Origin of the sequence: Vibrio sp. 10N.222.55.C7 (assembly GCF_041473335.1) — a bacterium.
GTDB classification, from domain to species: domain Bacteria; phylum Pseudomonadota; class Gammaproteobacteria; order Enterobacterales; family Vibrionaceae; genus Vibrio; species Vibrio crassostreae_C.
Map to the genome: position 1 here is coordinate 69827 of NZ_JBFRSC010000029.1, position 19462 is coordinate 89288.

A 19462-nucleotide genomic window follows, 5' to 3' on the forward strand; every position below is an offset into this window, starting at 1 on the left:
GGGTTATTTGTGTTTCTGCTGGCATTGTGGCAATAGGAGAGTTATCCAGCACTAGATTTGAAGCTAAGACGTGGCGGTATATATCAGAGCAACTTGAACTCTATAAATCCAATGCTTGACCCTATACGGTAAGGTGTTTATATTGTCGCCCGCCCAACGGGGCACATCCTAAAATGCACACCGGCCATCCTGCCATCATTCGTGTATTTATATTGGTGTTGTGAACTTCCATGCTAACGAAACTTCGTCCTTTTACTCGTGAATCGGGTGCGCTTATGCATCTTTCGATTCCAATCATTTTGACTCAAATAGCTACCCAAGCGATGGGATTTGTCGATACGACAATGGCTGGCCAAGTAAGCCCTGCCGATCTTGCCGCTATTGCACTCGGCACTAGCCTTTGGATCCCAGTGTTACTGCTACTGCGTGGCGTGATTATGGCGTTAACGCCGGTTGTCGCTTACCACCGCGGCGCACGTGACTTTCAAAGTATCTCTGTTGAATTTTTTCAGATGGTTTGGTTGGCATTAATTGCGAGCGTATTACTCATAGCCTATTTGGTGAGTGCGAAACCGATCTTAGAGTGGATTGGTGTAGCCGCTGAGATCATCCCTATCGGCAGTGACTATGCGTTTGCCCTCGCCTTTGGTGTGCCGGGTATTGCCCTGTTCTACACTTTGAACGGCTTCTGTGAAGGGATGAACAATACCAAAGTACCAATGATCATTTCTGTGGTTGGTTTGTTGGTGAACATTCCGGTCAACTACGTGCTTATTTACGGTAAGTTTGGCTTCCCTGAAATGGGTGCTGTGGGTTGTGGCTGGGCAACAAGCTTGGTGTATTGGTTGATGTCGGGAATGCTGTATTCCTACATTAAAGGCCATCACCACTACAAAACTATTATTAGTTTTACAGATGCGAAGCCAAAAGCAAAAGAGATGCTTCACCTTCTAAGATTAGGTTTACCTATCGGGATGAACATCGCGGTGTGTGGCAGTATCTTTGCGGTAATCGCACTGATGATTGGTCGTATTGGTGCAGAGAACGTGGCAGCGGCACAAATTGCTCTGAATATTTCGAGCCTGACTTACGTGATTCCTATGAGTATCTCATTTGGCATTACGATTCGTGTTGGACATGCACTAGGCGAGAAAGACGAACTAGGCGCAATTGAACGCAGCAAAGTCGGTATCTTGGTTGCGGCGTTGATATCGTTGCTTTCGGTTGCGATGTTCTTGCTGTTCCCTGAGTGGATCATTAGGCTTTACACCACCGACCCTGCAATTAGCGCAACAGCAGCAGTATTGTTGACCTTTACGGCGATGTACCAATTCAGCGATGCATTGCAAACGTCTGCTAACGGCGCACTGCGTGGCTATAAAGACACTAAGATCCCGATGATCTTAGCTATCGCTTCATACTGGGGCTTAGCACTACCATTAGGTATGGTGTTGGGCTTAACAGACCACATTGTTCCAGCAATGGGTGAAGAAGGCTTTTGGATTGGTATCCTAACGGGCTTGAGCGTTTCAGCGACGCTGATGTTAATTCGCTTACGACACGTGATTAAGAAACGTGACTTGCCACCAGCAAGTGCTCCATTGGCAAACTAAGATAGGCCAATAAGCTAGTAGAAAAAAGCGCGTTATTGCTACTCGGCAATAACGCGCTTTTTTATTGAATTTCTATAAACCAGATGATGTGCTTGGTTTAACAATCATCATTTACAACGCGGACGGTACATTCACAGCCGCCCTCAGGACATTCGCTCCCATTCGTTCGACCAAAAGAATCATAGATAACATAACAACCCGAAGGTAAGGCATCATCAGTTATGTTATTGCTGTTAAGGTCAGCTTCACTAAATGAATGAGTGTATCCAACGACAGTGTGTCGATTTCCAACAGCTGATGTTAAATCGTCATCTTCAGATAGCGTCAGAAAATCAATCATATCAAGTTTGTCACCTTTGTCGCCTTCACTTTCAGGGCAAAGCGTCCCCCAATCTACTTCAACGCGACCGATACCGAAATCGATAACATAGTCACCTTGGTCATCTGGATTTTCCGCACTAGGATCAAGCCCAACAATAATAGCTTTAGAAGTCACCTGCGTGATAACGCCTTCCATCGCACCAGCAACACCTTCAAGTACCGCTTCTCTTGCTGACTCTTGAATATTGAGGAACCTCGGGGCTGCTGTAACGGCCAATACTCCAAGTATCACGATCACAATGATTAATTCCATTAAAGTAAATCCGTTTTTCTTCATAACACCCACATCAACTGACAACTACAGATACAATTACTGAATGAACTATCAATAACTATACATCGTGATGAGATGCGGAACACCTTATGTGTCGCGTCAGAGCTGTTGTTTAGTCGATTTTTTGACCTTACGCATGGGAGGACAAAAATTAGCGCCTTGTTGTCGCTGTCTTATTTGATCGCGGTGTTTCGAATGAGCTAAATTGTCACTATATAACATAACGTCGCAGGTACATTCTTCATTTCTATTGCGCTCTATCGGAGTATCTGAATCGGCATCTCGCAAAAAAATAGCGCTCATGTATGACATAAGCGCTATTAAATAACTGGAGGCTCAACACATCTCTTAAAGAGGTATGTTGGGAAACCTAGATTTTAAATGAACCGACATAACGATCGAGAACTTGTGACAACTCTGCCAACTGCTGGCTTGATTGCTCTAATTTCTCACTTGCGCTCAAACCGTTTTTGACTGAGCTATTAACCGTATCCATGTTCATATTAATTTCATTCGCTACCGCTGACTGCTGCTCCGTTGCCGTTGCGACTTGCGTATTAATATCAAGAATAGCCAAAACTTGCGTGGAAATTTTTTCCAAAGCTTGGCGAGCCATTTCAGTTTCAGTCGTACCCTCTTCAATTAAGTTCTTGCTATTACTCATCGAGCTAACAGCATTCTTAGCTTCGGTTTGAAGTTGGTTGATCATAGTGTCAATTTCATCGGTCGACTGTGCTGTTTTTGTCGCAAGGTTACGAACTTCGTCAGCAACAACCGCAAAGCCTCGACCTGCTTCACCAGCACGGGCAGCTTCAATTGCAGCATTAAGTGCCAGTAAGTTCGTTTGCTCAGAGATACCTCGAATAACGTCAAGAATAGTACCGATCGACTGAGTATTATCAGCAAGGCTCACAATGATGTCAGAAGCACTATTCATTTCGGCTTCAAGGTTCGAAATTGAAGTCGTGGTCTTCTCAATCGTCTTATGACCTTCTTGAGTTTCACTCGCTGCCATGTTTGCCGCACTTGCAGCACCAGCTGCGCTAGATGCAATTTCATTAACCGTGGCAATCATTTCATTCATAGACGTCACGACCAACATGGTTTGTTCGTTCTGTTCTTGCCCTCTTTGCAATGCTTGCTGCGACTGTTCACGAAGCCCAATAGCGGTCTTATTTAATTCGACACCCGTATTCACTGTTTGCGTAATTATCTCGTGCACCTTGCCAACGAACACATTGAAAGCCGATGAGATTTGAGCAACTTCGTCATTCCCTTTGATTGGCAAGCGTACTGATAGATCACCATCGCCTTCAGAAATATCATGCAATGTATTTTTCAATACCAAGAGAGGTTGCATCAGTTTGCTAAGAAGAAGTGATAGAACAACGAGACAAACAACAAAAATGAAAACCATTGAAGCGAGCTGGTAGCTAATAATACCGTTCGTTGCTTGGCTAACCTCTGTGATAGGAATGCCGATATCAAAGGTGCCGTACAGCTCACCGTTGACGTAGATAGGTGCCATGATGTCAAACACCCATACTTTTTGAACATCAGCGTACCATTTTGAATACTGTTGTACGCCTTGGGTTGCACCTTTAACTGTATAGCTATCTTCGTAAACCTTATTAAGTTTATTTTTATCGCTGTGAGCAATAGCACTTACGTTACTATCAATAACAATGGCATAAGTGACATCAGATCGCTGTTTCAGCTCACCCACCAGCTTTTGTAAATCTTTAACTGGATTATCCGAATTCTCTAAGATATACCCAGCATTTCCAGCCAAGAATTCAGCTTGAACTTGAGATTTGTTCAATATTATTTCATCGATTTTTTCGCTTGAAATGAAATAGGTTGACGCCATACTCGCAGCGACTGCAATGCCAAACATAATAAAAACGGCAAATAGGATTGTTTTCTTCATTTAGGTTGTCTCGACGCAAGTTTGTTAAAAATTCTCTGAAGGTTTCAATAACTGAAACCAAAGCTCGCACGTTCTGTCTCGTGTTAGAGCTCCCACTAATCCTTTATCTGTCAAAATCTCGATAACTTTAGCTAAATTATATGAGAAGCGTATGTTAGTCACACTTACATAACATATGGCGTATATATCGCGGAGTTTACACTGGGAAATCCGATCAACAACTAATGAAGTCGCTTAGACAAACACGTGTGAATACACAGCAATAGGCCAGAGACACTGCTATCGAATAAATAAAAAAGCGCGTTACTGCCGGTGGCAATAACGCGCTTCTTGAATCGATTTTTTACGATATCGTTTTAAGCTATTCCGTTTAAGTTATATCGTTTTAATTAATCACTTTCACATAAGGAAGCACTCGGAATCCATCGCGTACTTTTTGGCTTGGAATGTAATGGCGGAAAGCCAAGTTAAACACACCAGAATCGTTCTCTGTTTTGATGTTGTTCACCGCATCATCGCCACAACCAAAGCTTACAGTGTAAGTACCGTCTGCATTTTTCTCAGCCGTGTTTGAGCTTACGTTCGCCACTTCACCAAACATGAAACCTTGCTTGTTGTATACCGTTACCGACCAAAACGCTTGGTTCTTAGGATCATCAAAGGTTGCTTGATGACAAGTGTCTGCCGGGAAGTTGCCAGAGACTTCGTAGATATTGTCATCTAACTGCGCGCCACCCCAACCGATAGCCGCACCCACCGCGTACTTCTCTTTGGTAAACATCTCTTTTGAAGCATCTTCAGGGCTGGTAAACATACCAAACGTCGCCTGAGCACCATCGCGTTTCAGTAGTTTTGGCATTTCCATCTTAAGGTTTTTCTCTACCTCATCGAATGATTTCTCATCCACTTGCATTGCCATGAATTCGCCATCTGCTTTTGCATCTATGCTCATCTGATCTTGGATTTTATGAACTTCATCTTTGGTGAACGTCGCATCGGTACGAACGATGACATAAACGTGGTCACCACTGTGTGTAGAAAGATCAAACGTACCAGAACCGTATTGCATTGGCTGAATGCGGTGGTCTTCTGTAATCACCTCCATCGACATGTATTTACCTTCAGGAATCTCAGGTAGCGTAATCGTCGCGCCTTGCGAAACGTTAATCACAGCCATTGAGTAGTATGTGTCTCGGTTCATTCGAACCACAGGCTGTTTATCAGTTGGCGTTAGCTCGCGTTTGTGTAGGAATTTATTAACGCCAACAAGCTCTTGGTTTTTCAAATATTGGCGTGACGTTTCGTACACCGCGTAATTGTCGACGGTAGTCACTTCACCATCGGCATTGAAGAACTCTGTCAGAGTTGAAACTTCTTCAGCTGCGTAAGAAGAAAGAGAAACTGCGCTTAAACCTAAAACTACTAATGCTAATTTTTTCATTGTTGACCTCTAATAAAATCGATAACGCTAAATCAATACATAGTCCATTTGTTTTTGTTCGAACAGTTAGTTCGTTAACCGCTCAACTTGTGAACAATGTTATCAAGGCAGCATAAATTCACAAATGACATCGCCGTATAAGAGATATGCAGCGAAGTAATGTTACTTATCAACCTTTATTCTTGATTAAAATACAAACAATACAGTAGCCTATTTATAGACCATGCAATTCAGTATTTCCAAGGTGAGTCGTTAACAAAGATATGTTGATCGCGTATGTCGAAATTATTTTCGACTACCCTTAGCAAAGGTGATTTAAATAATTGCTTTAACTAACAATATTTATCTTTTCGCCATCTGGTGACCTGAATCTCACTTGATTAATTAGTCAATAGGTAAGCAAATGAACCCAACTTTAGACTCTATAAACCAACTAAAGCAGCAGATGGAATCCTCTGTAATTGGCCAACAACATATGGTTGACACATTACTGGTTGCACTACTTACAAATGGTAATGTTCTGCTTGAAGGATTACCCGGAACAGCAAAGACTCGTTCTATCAAATCATTAGCTTCTGCCCTACAAGTTGACCTTGGTCGTGTTCAATTCACTCCAGATTTGTTGCCTTCGGACGTAACAGGCACAGAGGTGTATCAAGATGTAGACGGCAAACCGACGCTTACCTTCCAACCGGGCCCCGTTTTCAACAATCTATTACTGGCCGATGAAATCAACCGCTCCCCAGCAAAGGTACAAGCTGCATTGTTGGAAGCAATGGAAGAGCGTCAAATCACTGTAGCTGGTAAGACTTACCAACTTCCTGATCTATTCATGGTTTTAGCGACACAAAACCCGGTTGAACAAGAAGGTACTTATCCGCTGCCAGAAGCGCAAATGGACAGATTTATCATGAAAATAAATCTCGATTATCCAGATGCGGATGCCGAAGAGCAGATCATTAAGATGGTTCGCAGTGAGGAAAAACCAAGCACTGAGAAGCCCGCCCCCATTGATCCGCAGTGTATTTTTGATGCTCGCGATCAACTGCGCGACATACATTGTAGCGACGCGGTTCTTAAATACATTGTCGCGATAGTGGTGGCAACAAGACAACCAGAGTTGTACCCAGAGTCACCCCTTTCACAATGGATTGGTGTTGGTTCAAGCCCGCGTGCAACCATCGCGTTAGACAAGTGTTCACGAGCGATGGCATGGCTAAACGGTAAGGACTTTGTCGACCCTGATGATGTTCGTAACGTGGTTCATGGGGTTCTGCGCCACCGCCTGATTCTATCGTACGATGCATTGGCTGAAGGCGTCAGTTCAGACAGAGTCATCGATGAGATTTTGTCTCAAGTTGCAGTAGCGTAACGCGAGAGGTCACCATGGAGACGAAACCAACACTTGATCCCGATATCTATACCGATCTAAAGGCATTGCGATTGTTGAAATACAAGGCGCATGGCTTTGACTTTCTACCTAATCAGCCAATCAACAGTGCGTTAACAGGTCGCCATGTTTCGAAGCTACGTGGGCGAGGATTGAACTTTGAAGAGATGCGTCACTATCAGATTGGTGACGATATTCGCACCATGGATTGGAAAGTGACGAATAGAACGGGCAAGCCACACGTCAAAATATTCTCTGAAGAGCGCGAGCGTAACGTTTATGTCATGGTCGATCAGCGCACGAGCATGTTCTTTGGCAGTACAGGTCGAATGAAATCTGTAGTTGCTGCAGAAATCGCAGCTTTGATTGCCTGGAAAGTCATAGACAGTACCGATCGTGTGGGCGCCATTATTTACAACGACAGCACTGCTCTGCCTATTTCACCGCAACGCAGCGCAAATCACGTACTCAAAATACTCAATGAGATTGCGAGTAAGAATCAGCAGCTCAAAGCGGGAAAGGCTCAAGACACCCAATCCAATTCCTTCGCTAAATTGTTTCATCAAGCGCAGAGGTTGGTTAAGCATGATGGGTTAGTGATCTTGATTACCGATGGCTACGGCTATAACGAGCGTAGCGAAGAGCAAATCAAGGCGCTCTGTCAGCACAACGATGTGGTGTTGTGTCATGTTACCGACCCTCTTGAGCATGATTTAGCCACGCTTAATAAGATGGTGCTCAGTGACGGGCAATTGCAATTATCCGTATCAGGCCAAGAAGCACAGTTACGCGATGCATTTGCCAAAGACGTGGTTCAAGCCATTGATAATTTCACGGCAGTGGCGAAGAAATATCGAATCCCTGTATTGCCTTTCAACACCGTCGATCCAACCGATGTTCAGCTTAGAAAAGCACTCGGCGCGAGTTAAATAACTGAGAATGCAGACTATGACGACTAACACTGGGCTTGAGCCTTTACAGCCAGAAAATGTGAATCCATTAATGACATCTTTGTCTGAGCCTTCTTTGCCAGAAAGTATCTCGTGGCTACCGAATGCTCCAGGCTGGTACTGGCTACTCTTGTTGCTGTTTTGTTTCGCTTTATATCGTGTCTATTTAGTTATTCAAAAGTACCTAGCAAACACATACCGACGCGCTGCTTTAGTAGAACTCGAGCAGCTCTCTTTAGAGGCTCAATCTGGTGAGTTTTCATCATTTCAAAAGCTACCACAACTGCTACGAAGAACCGCATTGTACGCCTTTCCTCGCGCAGAGGTCGCACCTATAACCGGTACAGATTGGGAAAAATGGTTAGACGACCATTGCACCAAGCGTCAATTTTCAACCGAGTTCTCTACATCAGAACTCTCAGGCGTACTTGCTCAGCTCGCCTACTCTTCAGCAGCGACATTAACGGGAGAAAAACGAAACGCCATCATGGAGAACGTTGCACTTTGGATAAAACATCACGAGGTGTCACATGATTGAATTTGAATACCCGATAGCGTTTACATTACTTTGTTTACCGTTTGCCGTGTATTGGTTATTGCCAGTTTACAAAGAGTCAAAAAGCGCGATTCAAGTGCCCTTTTTTGATCGCCTGATTGCCGTGTCTTCACAAGAGCCCTCTGAAACCGCGGTCAAGATGAGCCGTCGCAAAGTGCAATGGCTATTAGTCATTATCAGCTATCTCGCTTTAGTCGTCGCGATTGCTAAACCGATGTGGGTGGGCGAACCAATAGAACAAAAGAAATCCGCTCGTGAAATTATGGTCGCACTTGATCTGTCAGGTTCGATGTCAGAAGAGGATTTTGCCGATAAACAGGGCAACAAACACGACCGTTTAACGATTGCAAAGCAGGTATTGCGTGAGTTCGCGGCCCAGCGAGAACATGACCGCTTAGGGTTAATCTTGTTTGCCGACTCTGCTTATGTTCAAGCGCCATTTACTGAGGATATTAACGTATGGCAATCGCTGCTCGAAGACGTTGAACTTGGCTATGCCGGATTTCAAACCGCTTTTGGTGATGCGATTGGCTTATCAATTGCCGTATTCGAACAAGAGCAGAGCCGTCAAAGAGTGATGATTCTGCTTACCGATGGTGATGACACCAGCTCGAAAATGCCTCCTGTCAAAGCCGCGGAAATCGCCGCCAAATATGGCGTGAAGATTTACACCATTGCAATTGGTGACCCGAGTACCAAAGGTCGCTACAAGATGGATCTTCCCACTTTAGAGAAGGTATCAGCCGCAACTGGCGGGCAGATGTTTCATGCCATGGACCGAAAGCAACTCGAACAAGCTTACGCAACGATCGACGAACTAGAACAGCAAGAGTTCGAACTTTTATCTCATCGTCCGAAACACAGCTTGCACCACTATGCATTTGGCGTATGTCTGGTGAGCAACCTACTCGCCGCCTTAATCGTATTTGGTGCAAATCTGCGTCGTAAAAAAGAAATAAAACGCGTTATTCGCCGTAGAGAGGAGCTAACCAATGACTGATTTCAATACATTGTTTGGTGGCGATATCACCCAGTTTCATTTCATACGCCCATTATGGTTGTTAGCACTGGTCCCGTTCGTGTTGTTTTATCGCGCACTCGTTCAACAAGACGATTTGGTCGCACAGTGGCAGCCTGTGATGTCTAAAAACATGGTGGAACATCTGTCTCTCAACCAAAATCGAGCGCGTATGGTTTCTCCTAATCGATTGTTTTTGGTGTTTGCGGTTCTCGCCACGCTCATTATGGCGGGTCCAACGTGGCAGCAACAACCTTCACCATTTTTTGAAGACAATTCCGAGCTGGTGATCGCCTTGGATGTCTCTGATTCAATGAATAAAACCGATATTCAGCCGTCACGATTAGAGCGTGCTAAACAGAAGATCAATCAGCTTGTTGAACTGCGCGGCGACGCAAAAACTGGTTTAGTCATATACGGCGGCAGTGCGCATGTCGCTATGCCTGTCACCAAAGACAAAGAGTTAACGCGATACTTCCTCGATGTATTGGATGGAAGCTTGTTGCCAGATAACGAGAGCAAACCGGCTTCAGTGTTAAAGCCAACACTCGAGCTAATCTCACAAGCAAAAGCACCATCAACGGTTTTGATACTGACTGACAAGACCAATGACCAAGCGATAGAAGAATTCACTAAAGCGTTTGAACAACAGCAACACCAAGTGATCGTTTGGGCGATGGGCGAAAACCCACAAAGTGGCGGAAATGGCACGGCAGGTTTAACAGAAACTCAACTCGCTTCACTGTCACAACTGGCGCAAGCAGGTCATGGAAACATGGTTTCATTCACTCACGACGCTAGCGATGTAGAAGCGGTTTATCAAGGCATTCAAAACAACCTGTTTGCGGTCAGCGATAACGCCCTACCTTGGTTAGACGCGGGCTATTGGTTGCTGTTCTTGTTGCTGCCAATTCAATTGATGTGGTTTAGAAAAGGGTGGACGCTACAGTGGTAAATAATAAACAGGTAGTGAATCATAAGTTCGGTAATCTAACGAAGCCAACCTCTTCGACTCCGAACCAATCCAGTCGTTTAGCTTGGTTATCCAAACTTAAGCCAATGCACTTGTTGCTTGTGCTTATTGCAGGAAATCTGATTTGGGGAATAGCCGATAAGCACTCATTTTTTGATTTTTGGCTATCCAACGATCAACACGCTTATGTCGAGTTCAAACAAGGCAACTACGCGCAAAGTGCCGCTCTGTTCGATGATCCAACATGGAAAGCCTACAGTCGTTATTTATCTGGTGATTTCCTTGGCGCGATTGACCAATTAAGCACACAAGTAAGTAAACAAGGTGGCAAATCGGCAGCGCTGACTGATTTCGCTAAATTTATCGTCGCGAACAGCTACGCTCATACAGCCCAATTTGATAAAGCCACGGCGCTTTACAACAAACTATTGAACAACGAAAAGTATTTAGAACAAGCGACCAACAACCTAGCCGTTGTGGAAGCGGCGATAGAGAAGATCAAGAACACACCACCGACAAAACAAGATTCAGAAAAAGTCATTGATGATAGGAAATTGGTCGACGACGAACCAAAAGAAGGGAGTCAGAAGGAGCTGGTGATCTCTGACCAAGTCTGGCTAAAACAGGTCAGACAAAATCCATCTAAGTTTCTAAGACAAAAATTTCAGCAGGAATACAGCAATGAACAAAACTAAATCGACAGTCCGAGCATTCGACCTTCTGAAATATTGGTTTGCTGTCTTATCAGCGATGATGCTTTTAATTTCAATGCCTGCCAATGCTATTAATCTAGACCAGCTCGTCAGTGACGGTGAGTTGAAGCTGAATGTTGAAATTAAAGCTCAAGATGTCGCAGTGAAACAGCAAGTCGCACTCGACGTTGAAGTATTGAGTACCCGCCCCTTTCAAGAAGAGTTGGTATTACCTTACTTAGATATACCCAACACAGTCGTAAAGAAAGATGAGCAGAAAGTTGCTCGTTCAGCACGCACAATTGAAGGCATTAAGTGGTTTACACAAAAAGCACGTTACTACTTATACCCAATGCAAGCTGGCGAGTTTACCGTCCCTGAATTGAAGATTCCCGTTAGTGTAGAGCTGACCAGCGAAACAGTTGTTGAGGGCGTGATTCAATCGCAACCCATTAACTTTACATCCAAAATGCCCGTAAGCAACATTGATGCAGACGCGTTGATTGTTAGCCCAAATGCTGAGCTTTCAATATCAACTGATCGTCCGTTAACCGACGAATTCGAAGTTGGCCACGCTGTCACTGCAACGTATACATTGAGCGTGGCAAACTCACACATGATGTTGCTACCGGAGATCAGCATCCCGGACATATCTGGCGTTGAGTTGTATCGCAAACCAGCAGTCAAAGAAAACGTGTTTAATCGCCTGAATAAAAGCAATACCGCGACACTCAAACAACAGGTAACGTTAATTCTTCAAGAACAAGGGAAAATCGTCTTACCAAAACAGACCATGACATGGTGGAACACCAAGACCAAACAGCTGCAATCGTTGACTGTAGAGCAGCAAACGCTTCAAGTCGGTGACGCAAAGTTATTAGACTCACTAAGCAACACTTTAGGATCGAACGACGGGGTTCAAACCTTATCGAATTGGCTAAGCCAATATTGGTATTACTTGGTCATTGCGGGAATATTCCTCGCTGCGATTGCTCGCCTAATCGGAAAGCATTTTATTGATTTAAAGCGTTATTTTGTCGCACGCCAGCAATTGAATACCAAAAAGTTGAATATTCAATTCTGTCGACACGTTGAAGAAAAGCAGTACAGCAAAGCGGTGCAAACTATCTATGAAATTACGGGGCGAACAACCTTGTCGAAAGGCACGCTTCAACTGCCTCTAGATTCTGAATCAAACGACATATGGAAGAAGTTATTGAAGCTTGGCTACGCAAAAAATACTGAAGGCTCGGTTTCAGCTTCCCTCTCAGTTTCGCTAGCAGAAGCAAAAACACTGTTAAAAGCCATCAATGACTCACCCAAAACCCGAAGAACACCTTTTAGGTTTAATTGGAATCTGAACTAAGCGGTGAACTTAACTTAGGCCGCGGGGTTAACACAGACGTTGGGCTCAACTTTCACAAACAACGTCTTCAATCACCGACACGACTAAGTTCTTGAACCATTGATGGGCTGGGCTAGTAACAGTTCTTTTATGCTCAATCAAAAACAGCTCGAACATTAACTCGGGAACATTATCTAGAGAGAATATCGGCACTATCTTGTCGCCTATTCCCTCTAGTTCCGTCAATTTGTGGGTCGCAACCAAAATTGTATTCGAACTCTGCATCACTTCCACTAACGTAAGAAGCTGTCCGCTTTTAAAAGCAATGTCTCTTTGCATTCCATTCTTAGCTAAAAAAGAGTCTACAGGGTGTTGCAGTCCGTAATTCGAGCGAATATCGAGCGTGAGATCGACAAAGCGAGATTCAAGGCACTGCTCAAGTGTGACATTTTCAGCTTTGGCTAAAGGGTGATGTTCAGAAACGTAAAATACTGGATAGATCTGCCCAAGACTCACGCATGGAAATTCGATTGGATTGCTCGGGGCTTCGATGTGAATCGTAAAATCCACATCTCGTGATAACAGCTGGCTAGTAGGCGTTTTTGCAATCGGATATTCGATAAGACTGGCGTTTGGAGCATCGTGCATGAACCGTTCAGCAAGGGGCACAGAAAGCATCCGACTCATTAATGGCGGTACAGAAACAACAAAGGTTTGAACACACTCAGCAGGATCAAACGCAGATTTCGTTACTAGGCTTCGCATCGCCAATAGCAACTCTTCTAAAGGTGCTTGCAGTTCTAACGCTTTTTGCGTGGGCACTAAGCCATTAGACTCTCGATAGAACAGTGGGTCATCAAACAACTCTCGCAAGCGACTTAAGGTACGACTCATCGCAGGCTGAGACAGATACAAGGTATTGGCAGCTCGCGTTACGTTCCTCTCTTTGATTAAAACACTTAACGACACCAATAAGTTTAGATCCAGCCGAGAAAGCTGTTGTTCGATAGTCATCATAAGACATGCATCTGAGTAATATCACTCGTTAAATAATTGCACCATTGTGACTAACAAACAAGTCTCTGTTTAAACGATGGCATTTATATCCAACTAAAAAGGCGAACCCATCGGTTCGCCTTTTTGTTTAAAGATTCGTATTTATCGATTGATCGCCAAATATGAGCCAGCAGCAATCATTATTCCACCAGCACTTTGGTTTAACCTTTTATGTGCGCGTGGCGTTTTTAACAAACCTGCCATTCTGCCCGCGCCCACAGCGATAAGCATTAAGCCTGACATCAGAGCAACAGATGCTAAAGCAGAAACTAATACGATATCTTGTGAGCGCAGAACAGTCAGATCAATAAAAGTCGGCAAGAACGAAATATAAAACAGAATCACTTTAGGGTTCGATGCTGAAATCAAAAAGCCTTGCGCGAAACTCGCGAGTTCAGATTTCTGTCTCTGTTTGGCCGCAAGTTCCGCAGAGCCTTGCACTTCAGGCAGGCTCTTAAACATCTTGTAGCCCAAGTAAATCAAATAAGCTGCACCAACATAGCGAATCACCTCAAACGCAATCGACCAATTCTCGGCAATCGTTGCTAGACCGAAACAGGCAAGCGCAAGGTAAATAAGATCACTGCATATCATACCTAACGAAAGCGTGACGCACTTTCGCCATCCTTGAACCATAGCACGAGCTAAAATGGCAAAGACGCCAGGCCCCGGAGTAATACCAAATACAAACATGGCAATAAAGAATGTAATCGCACTTTCTAATGACATTGGACCGTCCTTTTCTATAACCCAACATAATTGATCATGAACGTATCATGGAGCTTCGATTCTGGTAAAGAACGTTTTTTACTAAATACGATTTACACAACTCATGTATTGAATAAGTGTCGCACGTAATTTACCCACCAGACTTAATTAAACCTAAACCTAAGTACTTTTCGTTAGGGCATAAAAAAGGCGAACCTATTGGCTCGCCTTAATCATTTTGTTCGCCAGAATCGTTTAGTCGTTACGAATGGGTGATAACAACTCAGGGTTAACCACCAAATTTCTCACACCGTGGGCGTGATCTTCGTTAAAGTCATTGCCTTCACACCAGCTACCTACTGTCGCGATATTTACTTTCGCGACTTGTGGTCTAACGCTCCATGTTACTTGGAAAGGTGAACCTTGCTCATTATAACCAGGACCCGTTGTAGAGCCTGCGTATTGGATCGCTGAGCCCGTATCTTGTGGGATGTTTGGTGCTTGGTGTAAGCCGTTCACTTTTGAATGTTTAGCGAGCGCTTCAAAGTCGGGTGCTTTGTCGTCATTCACTAATACGTAAACTTGGGTTTCTACACGCAGTTGCGGGTTGGTAATCGCATCGTTAAAACAAGCACCCAGTGTTTCACCCGGTTCAACTTGCGCCGTTGAATAAACATAGTGAACTTCAATGGTGTCACCCGAATGCAAAGAACCATGCTCGCTCGGACAAACCTTGCCCTCAAATGGTTTCAGCTCAGCAGAACTCAGCTTGCCTGTGTATTTAAAGCCACTCTGGAATCCCTTACCATCACCGTTACCAGCGTATTGAGTAAACTCTCCACCTTTATGCTCAGCATTTTTATGGAAGTGAATATTACATAAGTTCATCGCTGTTGAATCAGGGGCATCCGAGAACAGCCTAGTATTTTTACCTTCTAATGAACCCAAATCTCGTGGAGCTTGCGGTCCAAAACCTTGTCCTTGGGTATTTTCAGAAAGCTTTGCTCTTTGTTCTGCGATAACACCATCTGATACAGACTCATGGTTCGCGTCTGATGCATTTGCATGAGCTGACAACATCACCAATGCAGCACTTAAAAACACACTCTTATTCTTCATTTTTCTTCCCTAGAATATTGATAACTAAACCCAAACCGACTTAACAGCAAACATCTTACTATGCTCATAAGTGAATATAAGGCTTGTCTTTGTAAGATTAGATTTCATTGCTTACTTTGGGATGAGTATTAGAACCCTTGATGCATATAACAAGTCAAACAGGGTAAATTCGGCGACTCCCTTCCAGAACTAATAATTTCCTATTTTCGTTAACCGTCGCCTGACTCAGCGCTCAGATAAGTGAGCATGATTCTTAGGAACAACGGTGGCCAGATTTAGAAGATCAAAAAAGGCGAACCATCTGGCTCGCCTTCACGTTTCATTCTATCTATTAGGTTGTGGTTCTAAGTTAACGATTTAACCGTTACCGGTGGCAAATATCCCAAACGTCATGACGTTCAATGCATCTGTCACGCCCTCTAGTGATTTAATCACCGTCTTAGTCGGTTTATTATGACGAATAAAATAGCTTCCGATGCCTTTTTCACCGCCACTCTTAGCATCGCTTTCCGTTGTTTCTGTCGCTGCTAGTTGAGAAGGTCCCACTGATTCTGGCTCTGCATTGGCGTGAGCTATCGTGTCTTTATTTGAATCAAGGTTAGTGAGTGGTTGATGATTAACGATTGAATCATGGGAAGAATCAACGCTGGTCTCAGCGTTTGTATCCTTTGAAGTCTCGAGATTACTCTCTCCCTCTATACTTTTCGACATAGCGTCTTCGTTGCTCAATGTCTCGTCGTCTAGCTGATGATTACTCGTTGAAGAACAGGCTGTTAAGAAGAACAGGCTAACGATGAATATGAGTAAGTTTCTCATCATAATGATAAAGCACGAATTAATAAAACATTGTTCGATTGTATTTTATTTGGCTGACTACATCCAGTGATAAGCGGAGTAAACACGAACAGTCACGGTCTTGAAGAGTAAACAAAAGCGTACGGGTTTAGTGCTTAAGAATAATAATTCGAGAGCTCAATTAGGTTGCCCGCCGCTTATCATCTGAAAGGTGGTGTCAGTTAGGCTTGGGGATTCACACGCTATAAGCTTAATCTTTACTGGAACACAGTTCAGAGATTCGGTCACACATGGCTTGGTTGACTGCGAAGTGGGTGTTGAGGAATGCTAGTTGGGCAAGTGCCGATTCAGCGGTGCGCTCGTAGCCTTGGGTAAAGGTTGGTAGCAATTGGGCAAACTTAGGGAAGCGTGCTTCTAGCCTTCTATCCGACATAAACTCATCGACAAATTCAGGCTCAGAATGTTCAGTTTGATCCACAAGATCGATCAAACGATCAAGTGCGTAAGATTGAACGAACCGACTGCCCGACAGCTTTTCGCCTCGGTTATAACGAGACATACCCACATAAAGATTGGTTAGAGCCTCACCAATGATCCAATCTTGGGAATTAGTGTCTGTCTCCCCTTTTATTGGTGAAACACAACACTGTGTATCAAATTCATGTTGCTGCCAAACAATACGCCCTTCAGCAAACGGAATGTGCGCTAACTCGTGGGGTTCAAACACTGCAAACTCACAAAAGATTCCGTCAGCGTACAGAACTTTATAGCCATCGACGGTATTTCTCACTGCGTAGTCGATTGAGTGAATATCAGATAGCCAATGCAAACTGTCTAAGAAATACTGCTTGTGCCCTGTTTGCACTATTGCGAAAAAATCGACATCTGAATACTGATCAAGTCGTTCTGTTTCAATACCTACTGAGCCCAATCCCAGCAAAGCATGAGCCTTACCCGATGCTTCCAAAGACTCCCCAATCGCATCTAAACGCTGGAGTAATTTTTCTGGTGTGTTTATGTGTCTTGTCTGTATCACTTTGTCCGTCTGCATTGCTCAATCCCTATCAAGTTGAATGCCACTCAACCTAACTGATAGTTAGAACATCTAAGAAGCTTAATTTATAAAATGTGTGTTTTGGATAACGATCTGTGCAAGTTATTGTTTGAATTAAGGTGGGATTTAGAGGTGAGAAAGAGTGTGTACAAGCTATAAACAACACTCTTCTATCATGACTTATCTTTTTAGCAGCTCATATTTGCAACAACGTAGACGCCATGCTCACGAAGTTTGCTTTTCTTCCAAGATCTCGCGTCTGCCGACATGTGAACAGAGACCGTAAAACCCAATTTTGCACTCATGATACCGATCGACATACCTAGGTTACCCGTTGAACCTACCGCAATGCTGTATTGTTGAAAGAAGTCACGGAATTCAGGTTCGAGCAACTTACTATAGTCATCGCTCTCACACAGTAACCCGGCTTCAATCGCAAGCTTCTCGGCATGCGTTAGTACTTCATAAATACCACCGCGAGCTTTGATTGAACCTGAAATTGGCAAATGGCTGTCTTTCTTCATCATCAAACGCCCTTTTATAGACTGCTGATAATGCGCTTCCAATACTGATTTCATAGATGGAATGTCAATAAGCTCAGACTCGATGATGCCATTGATCGCTTGAGTTTCAGGAAACGCCTTGGCTAGATAAGGAGCAAACCTTTGTAGCCTCATGCTCGCATCGTGAATATCTTGTTCGCCTAATCCCACATAAAGCAAACCGCGCTCCAGAGTCGTCACATTTGGGTTAAACCAAACCACGTCTTCCAATGCAATCAATTGTTGAAGCAGTGGGAAGTCCGAGATGAGCTTGTCGATATTTAATACAGTCATGGGTGACTTTTCGGGCTAAGCGCGTACTGCGCAGGTTCAATCATTAGTAAACCTATTTAAACGGTATTTGTGTAATCATTCAATGATCTGTAGGCTAGCCTGTCTTCTCATAAGCAAACAGTAGAACAACCTATGAGCGCCTCTCTTCGTAATAGCATTTTCGTGATGTTAGGGATTCTATTCCTAGCACTTAACCTTCGTGGGCCTTTTACGAGCTTGGCTCCTGTGCTTTCTCAGGTTATGGAAGGCCTCAACCTTACGTCATCGGCTGCAGGCTTCTTAACAGCTTTGCCACTGTTAACTTTTGCCTTATTCTCACCATTAGTCACCAAGATATCCCAACGAATTGGTCTAGAGCCTAGCCTGTTATTAGGCTTAGTTCTGATCACTACGGGTATTACACTGCGCTCTGCTGGGTTAACCCCAACCTTGTATATCGGCACGGTGATGATCGGGCTTGGTATCGCGATTGGTAATGTGTTGTTGCCTGTAGTAGTGAAAGTTAGCTTCCCGACACGCATCGCTACTGTGACTTCTCTGTACATCTTTACGATGGGCATCGGGTCGACGTTAGGCTCAAGTTTGATGGTGCCGTTTTCAAATCTAACCTTATTTACGATCACGGGTTGGCAATTAGCGCTGTTAATGAACTTGGTATTTCCAATATTAGCTTTGATGATCTGGTTGCCTAAAATCAGAAAACGCTCATCTTCGGCCAGCAATAACAAGCAACAAGACAAACCTCTGCCGATGAAACAGATGATTAAAAGCGGCGTAGCGTGGCAAGTAACGTTAGCGCTTGGGCTTAACTCATTTACCTTCTACTCTTTGGCTGGCTGGTTGCCACAGATATTGAACGATCTTGGCTACAGCGAAATCGACGCGGGCTACATTTATGGATTTCTGCAATTTTCGACTATGGTTCCGGGGCTGCTGTTACTGCCGTTCTTAGCCAAAAGTGACAATCAACAATGGCTCATCACTCTATGTGCATCGAGTGTATTTGTTGGATTGATTGGTCTTCTGTATTTGCCTGAGTTTGCGATCTTTTGGGTGGGACTGTTTGGATTAGCCAACTGCTCGACATTTATTATCGCGCTCTCTTTTGTTGGCTTGCGTACATCGAATAGCAGCCAAGCCGCATCATTGTCGGGTATGGCTCAGGGAATCGGTTATGCGTTGGCAGCCACTGGTCCAACGCTGGTGGGTAAGCTTCATGCTCAGACAGATTCTTGGAGTGTGCCGATTCTGTTGATCGCATCTGTTGCCTTTGCGTGCACGATTTTCGCGGCATTGGCAGCACGAGATAAGAAAGTGAGCGTTTAAGCCAA

Annotated in this window: 17 protein-coding genes and 1 pseudogene; 9 read left to right on the top strand and 9 right to left on the bottom strand. The window is 44.0% G+C overall.

Going from position 1 to position 19462, the window contains the following annotated elements:
- Window positions 1-230 precede the first annotated feature (230 nt).
- A complete protein-coding gene (locus tag AB4482_RS11495; protein ID WP_108122564.1) occupies window positions 231-1613 on the top strand; it encodes an MATE family efflux transporter in 1383 nt (460 codons plus the stop codon).
- 97 nt (window positions 1614-1710) lie between these two features.
- Here the strand turns inward: AB4482_RS11495 and AB4482_RS11500 are convergent, their stop codons facing one another.
- The 3 genes from AB4482_RS11500 to AB4482_RS11510 form a co-directional block, all read right to left on the bottom strand.
- Complete coding sequence (locus tag AB4482_RS11500) at window positions 1711-2271, bottom strand: type II secretion system protein (protein ID WP_108099267.1); 561 nt, start codon at window positions 2269-2271, stop codon at window positions 1711-1713.
- Window positions 2272-2638: 367 nt separating this feature from the next.
- Complete coding sequence (locus AB4482_RS11505) at window positions 2639-4165, bottom strand: methyl-accepting chemotaxis protein (RefSeq protein ID WP_229649685.1); 1527 nt, start codon at window positions 4163-4165, stop codon at window positions 2639-2641.
- Between the two features lie 418 nt (window positions 4166-4583).
- Window positions 4584-5639, bottom strand: a complete 1056-nt coding sequence (locus AB4482_RS11510) for a DUF1254 domain-containing protein (RefSeq protein WP_108086044.1) — start codon at window positions 5637-5639, stop codon at window positions 4584-4586.
- A gap of 403 nt (window positions 5640-6042) precedes the next feature.
- Between AB4482_RS11510 and AB4482_RS11515 the strand changes: the two genes are divergently transcribed.
- The 7 genes from AB4482_RS11515 to AB4482_RS11545 are packed head-to-tail and all read left to right on the top strand — an operon-like array spanning window position 6043 to window position 12584.
- Window positions 6043-7011, top strand: coding sequence for a MoxR family ATPase (locus AB4482_RS11515; RefSeq protein WP_076645339.1), 969 nt, complete (start codon window positions 6043-6045; stop codon window positions 7009-7011).
- A 14-nt stretch (window positions 7012-7025) separates the two neighbouring features.
- Entirely contained in the window at window positions 7026-7958 is a 933-nt protein-coding gene (locus AB4482_RS11520) for a DUF58 domain-containing protein (RefSeq protein WP_050648640.1), read from the top strand.
- Between the two features lie 19 nt (window positions 7959-7977).
- Window positions 7978-8517, top strand: a complete 540-nt coding sequence (locus AB4482_RS11525) for a DUF4381 domain-containing protein (protein ID WP_372180964.1) — start codon at window positions 7978-7980, stop codon at window positions 8515-8517.
- Complete coding sequence (locus tag AB4482_RS11530; protein ID WP_108209564.1) at window positions 8510-9535, top strand: VWA domain-containing protein; 1026 nt, start codon at window positions 8510-8512, stop codon at window positions 9533-9535. The genes AB4482_RS11525 and AB4482_RS11530 overlap by 8 nt, the downstream gene beginning before the upstream one ends.
- On the top strand, window positions 9528-10508 hold the full coding sequence (locus AB4482_RS11535; RefSeq protein ID WP_108099116.1) for a VWA domain-containing protein: 981 nt from the start codon (window positions 9528-9530) through the stop codon (window positions 10506-10508). The genes AB4482_RS11530 and AB4482_RS11535 overlap by 8 nt, the downstream gene beginning before the upstream one ends.
- Complete coding sequence (locus AB4482_RS11540) at window positions 10502-11221, top strand: hypothetical protein (RefSeq protein WP_102453650.1); 720 nt, start codon at window positions 10502-10504, stop codon at window positions 11219-11221. Before AB4482_RS11535 ends, AB4482_RS11540 begins: the two co-directional genes overlap by 7 nt.
- On the top strand, window positions 11208-12584 hold the full coding sequence (locus tag AB4482_RS11545) for a BatD family protein (protein ID WP_371705849.1): 1377 nt from the start codon (window positions 11208-11210) through the stop codon (window positions 12582-12584). Before AB4482_RS11540 ends, AB4482_RS11545 begins: the two co-directional genes overlap by 14 nt.
- 45 nt (window positions 12585-12629) lie before the next feature.
- On the opposite strand, the gene AB4482_RS11550 is transcribed toward AB4482_RS11545, so the two are convergent.
- The 6 genes and pseudogenes from AB4482_RS11550 to AB4482_RS11575 form a co-directional block, all read right to left on the bottom strand.
- Window positions 12630-13580 carry a LysR family transcriptional regulator gene (locus AB4482_RS11550; RefSeq protein ID WP_372180966.1) on the bottom strand — a complete coding sequence of 317 codons (951 nt, stop codon included), beginning with the start codon at window positions 13578-13580 and terminating at the stop codon, window positions 12630-12632.
- Between the two features lie 141 nt (window positions 13581-13721).
- Window positions 13722-14348, bottom strand: a complete 627-nt coding sequence (locus AB4482_RS11555; RefSeq protein WP_372180967.1) for a LysE family translocator — start codon at window positions 14346-14348, stop codon at window positions 13722-13724.
- 234 nt (window positions 14349-14582) lie between these two features.
- On the bottom strand, window positions 14583-15446 hold the full coding sequence (locus AB4482_RS11560; protein ID WP_017072180.1) for a delta-class carbonic anhydrase: 864 nt from the start codon (window positions 15444-15446) through the stop codon (window positions 14583-14585).
- A 357-nt stretch (window positions 15447-15803) separates the two neighbouring features.
- Window positions 15804-16265, bottom strand: a complete 462-nt coding sequence (locus AB4482_RS11565; RefSeq protein ID WP_372180969.1) for a hypothetical protein — start codon at window positions 16263-16265, stop codon at window positions 15804-15806.
- Between the two features lie 226 nt (window positions 16266-16491).
- On the bottom strand, window positions 16492-17292 hold the full coding sequence (locus tag AB4482_RS11570; RefSeq protein ID WP_372180971.1) for a hypothetical protein: 801 nt from the start codon (window positions 17290-17292) through the stop codon (window positions 16492-16494).
- A 209-nt stretch (window positions 17293-17501) separates the two neighbouring features.
- Window positions 17502-18131 (bottom strand): annotated as a pseudogene (locus AB4482_RS11575) (D-serine ammonia-lyase); the annotation flags it as partial.
- Between the two features lie 132 nt (window positions 18132-18263).
- On the opposite strand from AB4482_RS11575, the gene AB4482_RS11580 reads away from it, so the two are divergent.
- Window positions 18264-19457 carry a CynX/NimT family MFS transporter gene (locus AB4482_RS11580; protein WP_102320431.1) on the top strand — a complete coding sequence of 398 codons (1194 nt, stop codon included), beginning with the start codon at window positions 18264-18266 and terminating at the stop codon, window positions 19455-19457.
- Window positions 19458-19462 lie beyond the last annotated feature (5 nt).

Bases quoted from the DNA above. Each gene is read 5' to 3' on its own strand.
- AB4482_RS11525 (WP_372180964.1), top strand. From the start codon at position 7,978: ATGACGACTAACACTGGGCTTGAGCCTTTACAGCCAGAAAATGTGAAT.
- AB4482_RS11510 (WP_108086044.1), bottom strand. From the start codon at position 5,639: ATGAAAAAATTAGCATTAGTAGTTTTAGGTTTAAGCGCAGTTTCTCTT.
- AB4482_RS11545 (WP_371705849.1), top strand. From the start codon at position 11,208: ATGAACAAAACTAAATCGACAGTCCGAGCATTCGACCTTCTGAAATAT.
- AB4482_RS11560 (WP_017072180.1), bottom strand. From the start codon at position 15,446: ATGAAGAATAAGAGTGTGTTTTTAAGTGCTGCATTGGTGATGTTGTCA.
- AB4482_RS11550 (WP_372180966.1), bottom strand. From the start codon at position 13,580: ATGATGACTATCGAACAACAGCTTTCTCGGCTGGATCTAAACTTATTG.
- AB4482_RS11565 (WP_372180969.1), bottom strand. From the start codon at position 16,265: ATGATGAGAAACTTACTCATATTCATCGTTAGCCTGTTCTTCTTAACA.
- AB4482_RS11580 (WP_102320431.1), top strand. From the start codon at position 18,264: ATGAGCGCCTCTCTTCGTAATAGCATTTTCGTGATGTTAGGGATTCTA.
- AB4482_RS11495 (WP_108122564.1), top strand. From the start codon at position 231: ATGCTAACGAAACTTCGTCCTTTTACTCGTGAATCGGGTGCGCTTATG.
- AB4482_RS11530 (WP_108209564.1), top strand. From the start codon at position 8,510: ATGATTGAATTTGAATACCCGATAGCGTTTACATTACTTTGTTTACCG.
- AB4482_RS11515 (WP_076645339.1), top strand. From the start codon at position 6,043: ATGAACCCAACTTTAGACTCTATAAACCAACTAAAGCAGCAGATGGAA.
- AB4482_RS11555 (WP_372180967.1), bottom strand. From the start codon at position 14,348: ATGTCATTAGAAAGTGCGATTACATTCTTTATTGCCATGTTTGTATTT.
- AB4482_RS11505 (WP_229649685.1), bottom strand. From the start codon at position 4,165: ATGTTTGGCATTGCAGTCGCTGCGAGTATGGCGTCAACCTATTTCATT.
- AB4482_RS11535 (WP_108099116.1), top strand. From the start codon at position 9,528: ATGACTGATTTCAATACATTGTTTGGTGGCGATATCACCCAGTTTCAT.
- AB4482_RS11520 (WP_050648640.1), top strand. From the start codon at position 7,026: ATGGAGACGAAACCAACACTTGATCCCGATATCTATACCGATCTAAAG.
- AB4482_RS11500 (WP_108099267.1), bottom strand. From the start codon at position 2,271: ATGAAGAAAAACGGATTTACTTTAATGGAATTAATCATTGTGATCGTG.
- AB4482_RS11570 (WP_372180971.1), bottom strand. From the start codon at position 17,292: ATGCAGACGGACAAAGTGATACAGACAAGACACATAAACACACCAGAA.